This window comes from Veillonellales bacterium (assembly GCA_039680175.1).
GTDB lineage: Bacteria > Bacillota > Negativicutes > JAAYSF01 > JAAYSF01 > JBDKTO01.
In genome coordinates this window covers 23,302-37,298 of sequence record JBDKTO010000060.1, presented here as the reverse complement: position 1 = coordinate 37,298, position 13,997 = coordinate 23,302, and the positions used below count along the sequence as shown (strand labels likewise).

General features: G+C 49.4%; 15 protein-coding genes. 13 read left to right on the top strand and 2 right to left on the bottom strand.

Features of this window, described 5'->3' with window-relative positions; all coding sequences use genetic code 11:
- Positions 1-92 precede the first annotated feature (92 nt).
- The 6 genes from ABFC84_09555 (at position 93) to raiA (ending at position 4,147) form a co-directional block, all read left to right on the top strand.
- Positions 93-392: a zinc-ribbon domain containing protein gene (locus ABFC84_09555; protein MEN6412989.1), complete on the top strand. Its 300-nt coding sequence runs from the start codon at positions 93-95 to the stop codon at positions 390-392.
- 274 nt (positions 393-666) lie between these two features.
- Positions 667-1,446 (top strand): basic amino acid ABC transporter substrate-binding protein, encoded by a 780-nt coding sequence (locus ABFC84_09550; protein ID MEN6412988.1) that lies wholly within the window; start codon positions 667-669, stop codon positions 1,444-1,446.
- Positions 1,447-1,792: 346 nt separating this feature from the next.
- The gene (locus ABFC84_09545) at positions 1,793-2,458 is read left to right on the top strand and encodes an amino acid ABC transporter permease (protein MEN6412987.1); all 666 of its coding nucleotides are present in this window, start codon (positions 1,793-1,795) and stop codon (positions 2,456-2,458) included.
- Entirely contained in the window at positions 2,445-3,164 is a 720-nt protein-coding gene (locus ABFC84_09540) for an amino acid ABC transporter ATP-binding protein (protein ID MEN6412986.1), read from the top strand. Before ABFC84_09545 ends, ABFC84_09540 begins: the two co-directional genes overlap by 14 nt.
- 125 nt (positions 3,165-3,289) lie before the next feature.
- The gene (locus tag ABFC84_09535; protein MEN6412985.1) at positions 3,290-3,487 is read left to right on the top strand and encodes a cold shock domain-containing protein; all 198 of its coding nucleotides are present in this window, start codon (positions 3,290-3,292) and stop codon (positions 3,485-3,487) included.
- 126 nt (positions 3,488-3,613) lie between these two features.
- Positions 3,614-4,147: a ribosome-associated translation inhibitor RaiA gene (raiA, locus tag ABFC84_09530; GenBank protein ID MEN6412984.1), complete on the top strand. Its 534-nt coding sequence runs from the start codon at positions 3,614-3,616 to the stop codon at positions 4,145-4,147.
- Positions 4,148-4,196: 49 nt separating this feature from the next.
- Here raiA and ABFC84_09525 read toward each other — a convergent pair whose 3' ends face one another.
- Positions 4,197-4,394, bottom strand: a complete 198-nt coding sequence (locus ABFC84_09525; GenBank protein MEN6412983.1) for a hypothetical protein — start codon at positions 4,392-4,394, stop codon at positions 4,197-4,199.
- A 212-nt stretch (positions 4,395-4,606) separates the two neighbouring features.
- Between ABFC84_09525 and secA the strand changes: the two genes are divergently transcribed.
- From secA to ABFC84_09510, 3 genes are all read left to right on the top strand, one after another.
- Entirely contained in the window at positions 4,607-7,120 is a 2,514-nt protein-coding gene (gene secA / locus ABFC84_09520) for a preprotein translocase subunit SecA (GenBank protein ID MEN6412982.1), read from the top strand.
- Positions 7,121-7,141: 21 nt separating this feature from the next.
- Positions 7,142-8,237, top strand: a protein-coding gene (prfB, locus tag ABFC84_09515; protein MEN6412981.1) for a peptide chain release factor 2 whose coding sequence is annotated in 2 segments (ribosomal slippage) — positions 7,142-7,210 and positions 7,212-8,237 — 1,095 coding nt in all. Because the reading frame shifts where the segments join, the coding sequence is not laid out codon by codon here.
- Positions 8,238-8,260: 23 nt separating this feature from the next.
- Positions 8,261-8,959 (top strand): DUF2993 domain-containing protein, encoded by a 699-nt coding sequence (locus tag ABFC84_09510; protein ID MEN6412980.1) that lies wholly within the window; start codon positions 8,261-8,263, stop codon positions 8,957-8,959.
- On the opposite strand, the gene ABFC84_09505 is transcribed toward ABFC84_09510, so the two are convergent.
- Positions 8,938-9,066, bottom strand: a complete 129-nt coding sequence (locus ABFC84_09505; protein MEN6412979.1) for a hypothetical protein — start codon at positions 9,064-9,066, stop codon at positions 8,938-8,940. The genes ABFC84_09510 and ABFC84_09505 overlap by 22 nt on opposite strands.
- A 59-nt stretch (positions 9,067-9,125) precedes the next feature.
- Between ABFC84_09505 and ABFC84_09500 the strand changes: the two genes are divergently transcribed.
- From ABFC84_09500 to ABFC84_09485, 4 genes are read left to right on the top strand one after another with little or no spacing between them, the layout of a single operon-like run.
- Positions 9,126-11,174, top strand: a complete 2,049-nt coding sequence (locus tag ABFC84_09500; GenBank protein ID MEN6412978.1) for a DUF5693 family protein — start codon at positions 9,126-9,128, stop codon at positions 11,172-11,174.
- Positions 11,167-12,273 (top strand): polysaccharide pyruvyl transferase CsaB, encoded by a 1,107-nt coding sequence (csaB, locus tag ABFC84_09495; GenBank protein MEN6412977.1) that lies wholly within the window; start codon positions 11,167-11,169, stop codon positions 12,271-12,273. The genes ABFC84_09500 and csaB overlap by 8 nt, the downstream gene beginning before the upstream one ends.
- Before the next feature lie 7 nt (positions 12,274-12,280).
- Positions 12,281-13,123: a YitT family protein gene (locus tag ABFC84_09490; GenBank protein MEN6412976.1), complete on the top strand. Its 843-nt coding sequence runs from the start codon at positions 12,281-12,283 to the stop codon at positions 13,121-13,123.
- Between the two features lie 26 nt (positions 13,124-13,149).
- A complete protein-coding gene (locus tag ABFC84_09485) occupies positions 13,150-13,983 on the top strand; it encodes a transketolase (protein ID MEN6412975.1) in 834 nt (277 codons plus the stop codon).
- Positions 13,984-13,997: the final 14 nt, after the last annotated feature.

The window sequence follows — 13,997 nt, the reverse complement described above, 5'->3', positions numbered from 1 at the left end:
GTAGCAAACCTTCCAGCAGGCGAGTGTGGGGTCAAAGACCAGGTCGGCTAAGCAAAGGTCCTTAAATTTCATAAGGTGAGGGGATTTCTTTAATGGCTTTTCAGGACAAAACTCTTAAGTGCAAGGATTGTGGAAAAGAGTTTGTTTTCACAGCGGGGGAACAGGAGTTTTACGCAGAAAAAGGCTTTGAAAATGAACCGGTGCGTTGCCGCGAATGCCGTGATGCCAGAAGACGCAGCCGTGAAGGCGGCGAAGGGCATCAGCGGGAAATGTACGAAGCAGTTTGTGCCCAGTGCGGTGCGGTAACCCAGGTACCTTTTAAACCACGCAATGATCGTCCTATTTATTGCCGCGATTGTTTTACTGCCCGTAAGGAGCAAGGCGAAGAATAGGGATATCTTGGTGACTGAAACGATATAAATTACGCCCGGGATTTATTTCCGGGCTTTTTGTTTGGAAGCTTGGACTATGAGTCATGCGCCATGAGCCCCTTCGTTCTAACGCTATGAGCCAAGTCCCAATTTCCAATTTCCAAGTGCCAATTTCCAAGTGCCAAGTGCCAATCTCCAAGCGCTATGAGTCATGGCTCAAAAATGGTTCTTGAAATTTTATACGCTCATATGTATAATTATAAATACGAATTAGCGAAATTAAAGGAGGATTTTTATGTCGAAAAAGGTGATTGCACTTATTGTGGTAGGTATGTTTCTGTTTGCTTTCGGCTTGACCGGATGCGGGCAGAAGGCGGCGGCCCCTAACCAGAAAGTCTTGAAGGTGGGTACGGAACCGGGGTTTGCTCCGTTTGAGTTTCAGGATGAACAAAGTAAGGCTTATGTTGGGTTCGATATGGATTTAATCCAAGCAATTGGGAAGCAAATGGGATATGAGGTTCAAATTGTCAGTATGGGCTTTGACGGTCTGATTCCGGCACTGGAAGCCGGCAATATCGATGTAATCGTTTCCGGTATGACAATTAACAGTGAACGGGCCCAGAAAGTGAATTTTTCCAAACCTTATTATAAATCCGGGTTAAGTATCGTTGTCAAAGCGGACAATAACGCGGTGAAGAGTTTTAAAGATCTGGAGGGGAAAAATATCGCCGTACAGATTGGCACTACCGGCGCTAAGGAAGCGCAAAAAATCAACAATGCCAAGGTCCGTGAGTTCAATACTCCGCCGGATGCTTTTATGGAACTGAAAGCCGGCGGCGTAGAGGCTGTCATCAATGATAATCCGGTGAATGAATACTATATTACTAAAGCCGGCGGGAAAGATGTAAAAACTGTAGGCGATTTACTCAGCGCCGAAGATTATGGGATTGCCACTGCCAAGAAAAACACCGAACTGATCGGGAAGATTGATAAGGCGTTGGATGAATTGAAAAAGAACGGCGAGTATGAAAAAATATACGTAAAGTGGTTTGGTAAAAAGCCGCCTCAGGAATAAGGTAACGGGATAAGCGCGACACATGTCGCGCTTATTTTTTTTACAACTGCGGTGTATGGTGAGCGGGGAAGCCAGGTTGTGTCATCGTAAGGCGTTAGCCGTGGCGATCTCAACGCAGAAGAGGCAACCGCAGCTGTGAGATTGCTTCGCTGCGGCTCGCAATGACATAATTTAGCGTCAACCGTCAACCGCCAACCGCCAACCGCCAAGTGCCAAGTTCCAAATGCTATGAGCCATGCGCTATGAGCCAAACGCCAAACACGCCTATTGACAGGCTCCAAATGTGTGCATATAATTTGAATGTGCATGAATATACATCATTAGCTTAAATAAGGGTGGATCAACGATGAATTTTGATTTTGATTTGATTGGGCGTTCTTTTCCTCTGTTATTGATGGGGGCTGGAGTAACGATACAGATTACCGCTTTGAGTGTGGGGTTTGGCCTGCTGATCGGGATGTTTGTGGGGATGGCGCGTCTGTCGAAAACCTGGCTGATTAAGGCTGCTGCTGCTGTTTATGTTGACTTTATTCGCGGTACGCCGCTGCTGGTGCAAATTTTTCTGATTTATTTTGCGCTGCCCCTTGTTGTTGGACAGCGAATCGATCCTTTTATTGCGGCGATTACGGCTTGCAGTATTAATAGCGGCGCTTATGTAGCGGAGATTTTTCGCGCCGGCATCCAATCCATTGACAGAGGACAAATGGAAGCCGGCCGGTCCCTGGGGATGACGTGGGCTCAGACTATGCGCTTTGTGATTCTTCCTCAGGCTTTTAAGCGGATTATCCCGCCGCTGGGTAATGAGTTTATTGCTATGCTGAAAGATTCTTCCCTGGTTTCGGTGATCGGCTTTGAGGAACTGACCCGGCGGGGGCAATTGATTATCGCTCGTACGTACGGCTCTTTTGAAATCTGGCTGACGGTTGCCTTTATTTATCTCATGATGACACTGACGATTTCCCGCTTGGTGGATTATTTGGAGCGGAGGTATAAAATTGATGATAAGCATTAAAAATGTCCATAAAAAATTTGGCAGTCTCCATGTATTGAAGGGAATCAGCAATTATATCAAGGAAAAAGAGGTTGTTGTAGTCATCGGCCCCAGCGGTTCGGGAAAAAGTACGCTGCTGCGCTGCATCAATTTTTTGGAGCAGCCCAGCGAAGGAGAAATTGTGGTTGACGGGATTCCTTTGACCAATAAGGCGAATATTAATAAAGTCCGGGCTGAGGTGGGGATGGTATTCCAGCGGTTTAATCTGTTTCCCCATATGTCAGTACGGGAGAATATCATGCTGGCGCCGGTTCGGGTTCGGAAGCTTTCGAAAGGTGACGCGGCAAAGATTGCTATGGATCTGTTGGCTAAGGTCGGGTTGTCGGATAAAGCGGATTCTTATCCGGAACAGCTTTCCGGCGGGCAGCAGCAGCGGGTGGCTATCGCCCGGGCACTTGCGATGCGCCCTAGGGTTATGCTGTTTGACGAACCGACTTCAGCGCTGGATCCGGAAATGATTAATGAAGTGCTGGATGTAATGAAGGCTTTGGCCCGGGAAGGTATGACAATGGTGGTTGTTACCCACGAGATGGGGTTTGCCCGGGAGGTGGGCGACCGGGTGCTCTTTATGGATGAAGGGTGTATTGTGGAAGAAGGAACGCCGGAGGCTGTTTTTAGTCATGCCCGGGAAGAACGGACCAGGGCTTTTTTATCAAAAATATTATAATGGGAAAAAATAGAAATTTTTCTCGGCTTTTCTTTCATTTGCATTGACAGTTATAACCAGAAGTGCTATACTCTATGTCGTGGTCATCTTTTGACCGGTAGTTTATTTTAGGAGGAGTTTTTAGAATGATTGGTAAAGTTAAATGGTTCAGTTCCGAAAAGGGCTATGGATTTATTGAAAGAGAAGATGGCGGCGACGTTTTCGTACATTTCTCTGCAATTCAGGAACAGGGTTTCAAAACTTTGACTGAAGGCCAGGAAGTACAGTTCGATATCGTCGAAGGTGCACGCGGACCTCAGGCAGCGAACGTTACAAAGGCATAATTTTATTTCACTTGTATTAACAACCCGGCTTAGGCCGGGTTTTTAATTTTTTAGAATTGTGTGACAGGAATTTTTTCCTTTTAGGAGAATAATACTAAGTAGGAAGCAGAAAGGGGATGTGGTATTATGGCAATAACTGTAAGAGGAAAAAACATTGAAATCACACCAGCGCTAAAGGATTATGTTGCCAAGCGTGTCGGCAAGGTAACTAAGTATTTTGCCTCGCTTGGGGAGATTACCGTTATCCTCACCGTAGAAAAGGGACGGCATATCGTTGAGGTTACCGTACCTGTTAATGGCATGTTGCTGCGGGGCGAAGAGTCGACAGCCGATATGTATACTTCCATTGATCTTGTAATTGAAAAGCTGGAAAAGCAGATTGAAAAATATAAAACCAAACTGGCGCGAAAACTCCGGGGGGGAACCTTTAAAGGCGAGTTAGTACCCAATGTGAGTCAGGAAGTTACGGACAGTGATGAGTTTCGGGTTGTGAAGACAAAGCGGTTTGCTGTAAAACCGATGGATGTGCAGGAAGCGGTTATGCAGATGAACTTGATCAATCATGATTTCTATGTGTTTGCGAATTCAGAGACGGAAGAAGTCAATGTGGTGTATCGCCGCCGCGACGGCAACTACGGCTTGATTGAGCCGGAATTTTAAGAGAAAATAAAAATCACCGGGGCAGATGCTCCGGTGATTTTTTATAATGTCAGCGGTTCATCCGGCACAGCAGAGCGGCTTCGGCCAAAGTATCCCTGTCCACCCGGCTGGCTTTGGCGGCAAATTCCTGCCGGGTGAACAGGCCTTTATCAATCAGCAGTTCGATTAAGACGGAGACTGCCAGGGCGTTTTTATAGCCGGTGTCTTTTAAATCGGCAATTTGTCCGATAGTTTCAATTTTATTCATGGGCAGGGACACGCTCCTTTATTTGAAATTTCAGCGCAGACTGGAATATTTTGCTTAGTTTCAGTATTGACATAAATAGCCGAAAAGATACGCTGCCAGCGGTTTAAGGACGGTCATCCTATTTTTGACTTTCCTTCCGGACTCTGATAAAATTTTAAGATAGGTGTATTATATAAAGAATATAAGCGCCAGAATCAAGGAGTTGATATTTGTTGCTGAGTTTTATCAAAAATTTGTTTGGCGATGATAATGAAAAAGAAATAAAGCGTATGACGGAATATGTGGAAAACATTAGTCGTCTGGAGCCGGAGCTGCAAAATATGAGCGATGTTTCCCTGACGGGGAAGACAGGGGAGTTCAAACGCCGTCTGGAGGATGGCGAAACACTGGAGGAGCTTCTGCCGGAGGCTTTTGCCGTGGTACGGGAAGCTTCCCGCCGGATCCTGGGGATGCGCCATTTTGATGTGCAGATGCTGGGCGGTATTACGCTGCATGAGGGAAATATTGCCGAGATGCGTACCGGTGAAGGGAAAACCTTAGTGGCGACGCTGCCGGTTTATTTAAATGCCTTAACCGGGAAGGGCGTTCATGTGGTTACGGTCAACGATTATCTGGCTCGTCGTGACAGCGAGTGGATGGGGAAATTGTACCGCTTCCTGGGATTGTCGGTTGGTCTGGTGGTTCACGGCCTGGATTTTCCCGAGCGGCGTATGGCCTATAATGCCGATGTTACATATGGGACGAATAATGAATTCGGTTTCGACTATTTACGGGATAATATGGTTATTTATAAGGATCAAATGGTGCAGCGGGAGCTAAATTACGCTATTGTCGATGAAGTGGACAGTATTTTGGTGGATGAGGCCCGGACGCCGCTGATTATTTCCGGTCCGGGGGAAAAGTCCACTGATTTGTATTACGTTCTGGCCAAGGTGGTGCCGAAGCTGAAAGAAGGCGACGATTATACGGTGGATGAAAAACTCCATACGGTAGCGCCGACGGAAAGCGGGATTGCTAAGGCTGAAAAGGCTTTAAATGTAAAAAATTTATATGAAAGTGAAAATATCGAACTGTCTCACCACTTTACTCAGGCTTTGAAAGCCCAGGCTTTGATGAAACGGGACCGGGATTATGTGGTGAAGGACGGCGAAGTGATTATTGTCGATGAATTTACCGGACGGTTGATGTTCGGCCGCCGTTATTCCGACGGTTTGCATCAGGCGATAGAGGCGAAGGAAAATGTGAAGATTGAGCGGGAGAGCCAGACGCTGGCTTCGATCACCTTCCAGAATTATTTTCGGATGTATGGGAAGCTGGCCGGGATGACCGGTACGGCCAAGACGGAGGAGTCGGAATTCCGCAAGATTTACAATTTGGATGTTATTGTGATTCCTACGAATATGCCGGTTCGCCGGGAGGATTTCCCGGATACGATTTATAAGACGAAGCGGGCCAAATATAAGGCGGTCGTCAAGGAGATTGCCGAGCGCCACGCCAAAGGCCAGCCGCTGCTGGTCGGGACGACTTCGATTGTTCAGTCGGAGGAGCTGAGCGGGCTGTTAAAGCGGCAGGGTGTTCCCCATAATGTGCTGAACGCTAAGTTTCATGAAATGGAAGCTGAAATTGTGGCCGGCGCCGGTCAGCGGGGAGCGGTTACGATTGCGACCAATATGGCCGGACGTGGCACGGATATTGTGTTGGGTGAAGGAGTGCCGGAATTAGGCGGTTTGCATATCGTAGGTACCGAACGGCATGAGAGCCGCCGGATTGACAACCAGCTGCGGGGCCGCTGCGGCCGTCAGGGGGATCCCGGATCGACCCGGTTCTACTTGTCGCTGGAAGATGATTTGATGCGGCTGTTCGGTTCCGATAACATTTCCAGTATTATGGATAAGCTGGGAATGGAAGAAGATGAGCCGATTGAGCATAAGCTGATAACCCGCTCCATTGAGCAGGCTCAGAAGAAAGTGGAAGCCCGCAACTTTAACATGCGGAAACATGTGCTGGAGTATGACGATGTGATGAACCAGCAGCGGGAAGTGATTTACGGTCAGCGCCGTCAGATTCTGACCGGCGACAATATGCGGGAAAATATTTTCAATATGGTTGAAAAGATGCTTGACCAGTCTATGGAATTGTATGCGGATGAAAAAGTATATCCGGAAGAGTGGGATTATGCCGGTTTAATTGAAGCCTGCGAAGAATATTTTGCCCCCGAGGGCCGTTTGAAACAGGCTGAATTGGAAAAACTCAGCCGGGAAGAGCTGCGGGAGGAACTTTTGGCTGTTGCCACTCAGGCTTATGATGCCAGGGAAACGTTGTTTGGCGCCGACAGCATGCGGGAATTGGAAAAGGTTGTTATGCTGAAAGTGGTGGATGCCAAATGGATGGAGCATCTGGATGCTATGGATATGCTGCGGGAAGGCATTGGGCTTCGCGCTTACGGGCAGCGGGATCCGCTGATTGAGTATAAGATCGAAGCCTATGATATGTTCCAGCAGATGATTGATCATATTCAGGAAGATATTGTGAAATATATCTACCGGGTGAATATTGTGTCTCAGCCGGAAGATCATTTGCAAAATGCCCAGGCGACTCACGGCGAGGGGGATCAGGAGAAGCCGGTTCATCAGCCGGTGGTCAACAAGGAGCATATCGGTCGGAATGACCTGTGCCCCTGCGGTTCGGGCAAGAAATACAAACGCTGCTGCGGTTTAAATAAGTGATAATTTTTGGAGGCGAGGGACTTGTTGGAAGATTTACGGGTAGAACTGAGCAAATTAGAGGAAAAAATAGAAGAAATCAGGGTTTCTCTTTGACGTAGCCGGTAAAGAGGAGAAAATTGCCGATTTAGAAAATGAAATGGGCGCGCCTGGTTTCTGGGACGAACCGGAAGCGGCGCAGAAGGTGATGCAGGAAGTAACGGCGCTGAAAGATTCGGCCGGCGGGTATCATCGGATTCATGATCGTTACAGTGATTTGGCGGTTTTGTGGCAGCTGGGGATGGATGAGCAGGATGAAAGCGTCTATCCGGAGGTGTCTGCTGCCTTGCAGCAGATTAATGATGATATTGAACATCTGGAGCTGACGCTGATGCTGTCCGGGGAATATGATGCCAATAATGCCATTTTGACACTGCATGCCGGTGCGGGTGGTACGGAGGCTCAGGATTGGTGCCAGATGCTGCTTAGAATGTATGTCCGCTGGGCGGAAAAAAATAATTTTAAGGTCGAGACGATGGATTTTCTGGCGGGAGATGAAGCCGGGGTCAAAAGTGCGACCATGCTGATTTCCGGGCATAATGCTTACGGGTATTTAAAGGCGGAAAAAGGGGTGCACCGTTTGGTGCGGATTTCCCCCTTTGATGCCAGCGGCCGCCGTCATACTTCGTTTGCGGCGGTGGATGTGATGCCGGAAATTGACGACACGGTGGAGATTGAAATTAATCCGGCGGATTTGCGGGTCGATACTTATCGGGCCAGCGGCGCCGGCGGTCAGCATATTAATAAGACGGATTCCGCCGTGCGGATGACCCATCTGCCTACAGGTACGGTGGCTCAATGTCAAAGCGAGCGGTCGCAAATCCAGAATAGGGAACAGTGTATGCGGCTGCTGCGGGCTAAATTGTTTGAATTGGAACGGCAAAAGCAGGCGGCGATGAAAACCGAACTGGGCGGTGAATATCAGGCCATTGAATGGGGCAGTCAAATCCGTTCCTACGTATTTCATCCCTACAGCATGGTCAAGGATCACCGTACCAATGAAGAAACCGGCAATGTGCAGGCCGTAATGGACGGTGAAATTGATCCTTTCATTGAAGCCTATTTAAAAAAGGGTTTGTAAGGAAGGGAAAAGGAGGCGTCGAGATGAAACGCCTGATTGGAATTTTGGCAGTGCTGGGCGTACTGCTGGCAGCCGGCCAGATGCTGTTGCCCCCTGTTGTTTCCCAGATGGTGTCCCAGGGGATGAAGAGTCAGACCGGCAGCGATCAGGTCAGTGTCCAGTTGGAGAAGAAGCCGGCCCTGGGAATGCTGGGGGGCAGCTTTGACAAGATCACCCTGTCGGCGGTCAATGCCAAAACCGATAAATTGACATTCAGTGAACTGAATGGTGTGATGACTGATGTGCAGCTGGACCGGAACGCTCTGCTGGAACATCAGACCATTGTGCTTCAGTCAGTGGGGAATGTTCAGGTTGTGGGAACGCTGACTGAGGCGGAACTGGCCCGTTATTTGAACCAGTCGGTAAAGGGAATCAGGAATGCGGCTGTGGCGATTACCCCCGATAAGGTGACGGCCAGCAGCAGTTTCGCCATTGGCAATTTTGCCAATGTGGGGATTACTCTGGAGGGGCGTATTGCTGTTGACAGCCAAAAGGTGAAGTTTGTTACCGAGCGGTTTTTGATCAATAATACGGTTGTGGGTAATATCGGCGGTGCGGCGCTAACCGAAATTCCGCTCCTGGATTTGAAGAAGCTGCCGTTTGGGGTAACGGTGCGGGATGTCGTAATGGAGCAGGGAAAAGTAGTGATTTATACCGATAATCAGGGAGGGAGCGGCAAATAAATTTCTTCCGGCGGCAGGATATTAGCAGGAAGTGGCAGAATAACATAAATTCGCACATAATCTGCCGCATCGGCTGCGGCAGGTTTAACAATTTGTAATTGGTGCATACTAATCGTTATTATGTATATTTTTGTCAATGATATTTTTGTGTAAGGTGGAGAGATTTTTGATCGAGTTTAGATATAACAAGGTTTTGGTCGCCCTCATCTTTATTGGTTTTGCAGCGGCACTGACGATTGGCTGGCAGCGCCATCAGGTAGAGGAGAGCAATTATCAAGTCGAGATGGTAATGGACTATGAAGAGGTTGTGGAGCTGGCTCAGATAGAGGGTATTCCCGTTCATACGCTAATGCAGGAGTTCAAAGAGTCCGGGGTTACTTCTCTGGCAGTGTATGAAATGACGTTGGAAAAGCTGAATAAAAGCGGTAAAGTGACCGCTGTATCCGGTGCCCAAATTCTCCATCAATACCGAACCGGCGCTCTAATGGAAGCCAACTGGCGGCGCCTGGTAGAAGAAGGAATGATTCAGTCCGACGATGTGTATGTCGTGGGGCAGGATCAACAGGTGTTTGCCGAAGTGCAAAGTGATCTGATTCGCCGGTTAAGCCCGGATCGAGTAGCTTTGCTTACCGACGGCATTCATCCGGTGCTGGATGTAAAAGCAAATTTTGAGAAAATACTTAAATGGAATCTGGGACTGCCTACCGATGAGATGCGGGAGGTAGTTGGGCAGGGCTTTTACGTTATGGCGCGGCCGACGAATTATACAAAAGTTCGGGCGGAAGATGTGGAAGCCGTATTTCAGCGTCTGGACGCTGTGGACAATGTTTCCGGTATTATGTTTGTCGGCGAACAGACATTAGGGTTTCCGGATCAGCTGCCATTGGTCGTACAGCAGATGAAAGCCAGGAGGCTGACACTGGCTATGATTGAACATCCTCTGCAGCTGCAGTTTGTGAAACAGGAGGGGCTTCTTCCACTGGCGGCGGCTAATGATTATCAGGCAGCCCGGGCCTATGTCATTCCCAAAGATGAGCAGCCGAAACTGAAACTGGCCGAGGCGATTCAACGCTGGCAGCTGACCGATCAGGAACGGAATATTCGTATTAATCTACTGCGCAAATACGATAAGCCGGAAGCCGGCAAGACGCTGGTGGAGACGAATCTGGCCTATGTATCCGGAATCCGGGATGCTTTGTTGGCAAAAAACTTTACTTTAGGCCGGGCCGGTACCTTTCGACCGTATTTTCCCAGCCCGCTGCTGCTGGCAGTGGTGATTGTCGGGGCTACGGCCGCCGGAGTATTATTTTTGACATTGGTGCGTCCATTTTCCCGACGCTATCAATATATTTTGCTGGTGGTTATCGGGCTGATTTTGACTCTGCCTCTATTCAAAGGCGGTATGCTTGTAAGGCAGGCCGCAGCGACGGCAAGCGCTATTTTGTTCCCGGTGCTGGCCATGACCTGGCAGCTGGATCGCTGGCGCAGTGCCCCGCCTCACGGCGGAGCTCCCTTGACCCGAATTTTAATTGACGGTGTGCGGGATCTGGCAATCACGGTTTGTTTATCGCTGATTGGCGGCTTTTATGTCGGCGCTTTGCTGGGCGATGTTCGTTTTCTATTGGAAATGGAAATATTCCGCGGTGTGAAACTAACCTTTGTGGCGCCGCTGCTATTAATATCCCTGACTTATCTGGCCAGGTACAGTCTGTTCAGCAAGTCGGTCGAACCCCGCAGTGTCTGGCAGCAGATGGTTCGGATTCTGGATTATCCGGTTTATATCAAATCATTGCTGGTATTGGCGGTTGTGGCGGTAGGCGCCTGGGTGTTCGTCGGTCGTTCGGGACATACTGCCGGGGTACCGGTGCCGAATGTGGAACTGAAATTCCGCTCATTTTTGGAGCAAGCCATGTATGCCCGGCCGCGGGAAAAGGAATTTATGATCGGTCATCCCGCGTTTATTTTGGCGGTAATGGCACTGTACCGTCAGTGGCCCCGGGTGCTTCATTATGCGCTGGTAGTGGCGGCGACGATCGGCCAGGGTTCCCTGGTGGAAACCTTCGCTCATATCCGTACCCCGATTCTTATGTCTTTTGTCCGGGGATTGGACGGTTTGGCGGCGGGAATCGCTTTTGGCATTTTGGCGGTAATTGGCGTGCAGATCCTTCATTATCTGTCGTTTCTGTTGGGAAGGAGACCTGCCCAAGATGAGTGAGATCGTAATTTCCGGGTATTACGGCTTCGCCAATGCCGGCGATGAGGCGATGCTGACGGCGATGATCGAGGTATTAACGGATCTGGATCCTGAGGTAAAATTGACCGTCATTTCCGGCAATCCGGTTGATACCCGGGAGCGGCACGGCGTAGCGGCGATACACCGTTTAAACTATCCGGAGATTGTACGGGTACTGTCTCACAGTGATTTGTTAATCAGCGGCGGCGGTAGCCTGTTGCAGGATGTTACCAGCGACCGCAGTTTATATTATTATCTGAGCATTATGATGCTGGCGAAAAAGTTGGGCAAACCGGTAATGCTCTATGCACAAGGCATAGGACCGGTGCGGGGATCTTTGGCTAAAGGTGCCATGCGCTATATTGGCAATATGGTGGATTTGATTACCGTACGGGATGAAGGTTCCCGGGATGAATTGAAACGGCTTAAAGTCTATAAACCGCCGGTTTACGTTACTGCCGATCCGGTGGTGGCTATGCATCCTGTTGATAAACAGATTGGCCGGAGCATTCTGCGCCAGCATGGGTTGGAGGGGGCTTCCCCTTTGGTCGGCATATCGGTGCGGGAATGGAAGGACTGGAGTTACTATAAGCAGGTGCTGGCTCAGACGTCCGACAAAATTACGGCCGAATTCGGCGCCCGGATTATATTTTTACCGATGCAGTGCCCGGAAGACTTGACGGTTGCCCAAAAAGTCGCCGGCCGTACCTGCCGACCGGCAACGGTGCTGAATGAAAAATATACCACCAGTGAATTGTTATCTATTATTGGCAACATGGATATGCTAATCGGTGTGCGGCTGCATGCCTTGATTTTTGCTGCCATTATGCATGTGCCGATGATTGGCATTTCCTATGATCCTAAGATCGACCGTTTTTTAGAAACTCTGGGCGAACAACATGTGGGAACATTGAAAAATGTAACGGTGGATCATTTATTAGACAAAGTCCGGTCATTGTGGCCGGAAATCAACCAGCCTAACAGACGCCGGGAGGAACGGATTCATGCACTGCGGGAAAAAGCCTGTTATAATGCCGAATTAGCGATGGAACTGGTGGGAAAATTCCAAGGTAGGCGATAGTGTGAAGATGTGGTGGCGTGACTATCTCGGTATCACACTGGGAGCTGTCATTACGGCGGTCAGCCTGAATATGTTTCTGATTCCCAACAAGGTCGCCGCCGGCGGCGTCAGCGGTATGGCCACGGTGCTCCATTATGTGCTGGGCTGGCCGGTGGGGATCACGATGCTGGCGATGAATATTCCTTTGTTTCTCCTCAGTGTGAAAGTGCTGGGAGCCCGGTTTGGCATCAATACGCTGTTCGGGGCGCTGGTTTTGTCCCTGGCGATTGATGGGTCAGCTCCTTTTGTGCCGGTACTGACTCAGGATTTGCTCCTGAGTTCACTGTATGGCGGCGTTTTGGCCGGTGTCGGCATGGGGATGGTGTTCCGGTTTAAGGGAACTACGGCGGGAACGGATTTGGCGGCTGCCATTTTGAATAAACTGTTCGGCATCAGTGTCGGGCAGGCTCTCCTTAGTGTGGATTTCTTTGTCATCGCTTCTGCCGGGGTGGCTTTTCATAGTGCGGAGCTGTCTCTGTATGCACTCATTTCTTTATTTGTTACGACCAGGATTATTGATTTGATTCAAGTGGGACCCAGTTCCGCCAAGGCCTTTTTGATTGTCACTCTGTTTCCGGAAGAACTGGCGGACGGGATTTTACAGGATATGGGCCGCGGCGTTACTTTTCTGCAAAGCCGGGGAGGATATACCGGTCACGCCCGGGAAATGCTGCTTTGCGTCATTAGCACAGGTGAAGTGACCCGGCTGAAAGAACTGATTTACCGGATGGATCCGAAGGCCTTTGTGATCGTGGCAGATGCCCATGAAGTCATGGGCGAAGGCTTTTCTCAGATTAAAGGATCATCCTGATGATAGATAGAGGAGGTTGAATTACTATGGCTGATAAACTTACACAGGATCAATTAACCCAAATGGCAAAGCACGCCAGAGCGATACGCCGTAATATTATAGCCGCTGTTACTGAGGCTAAGTCAGGTCATCCCGGCGGTTCTTTGTCGGCAGCCGATATTTTAACGGTGCTGTATTTTGCGGAAATGAAGGTGGATGTCCGGAACCCGGCTGATCCTGCCAGGGATCGGTTTGTACTGTCAAAAGGACATGCCGCTCCGGTTTTATATGCGACTTTGGCGGAGAAGGGATTCTTTCCCGCCGAGGAATTACTGACGCTGCGGAAAATTGACAGCCGCATTCAGGGACATCCCAGTATGAAGGACGTTCCGGGGGTGGATATGTCTACCGGTTCTCTGGGGCAGGGCTTGGCAGCGGCTAACGGCATGGCTCTGGCCGGCCGGCTGGATGGCAGAGATTACCGGGTGTATGCTCTGCTGGGGGACGGCGAGCTGGAGGAAGGCATGGTATGGGAGGCGGCGATGTTTGCCCCTCACTATAAGCTGGATAATCTGACGGCTTTCGTTGATTTTAACGGGCTGCAGATTGACGGACCGATTGCTGAGGTGATGTCGCCGCTGCCGATTCCGGAAAAATGGCAATCTTTCGGCTGGAATGTTCTGGAGATCGACGGCCACGATATGAACGCTATTTATGCTGCCATTCAAACTGCAAAAACCGTAAAAGATCGGCCAACCATGATCGTCGCGCATACTGTTAAAGGCAAAGGAGTCTGTGAAATGGAAAATGCGGCGGAATGGCACGGCAAGGCGCCCAGCCGCGAGGAATGCCAGTTGTTCCTCAGCGAGCTTGATGATTAAGGAGAGGTGTTAGT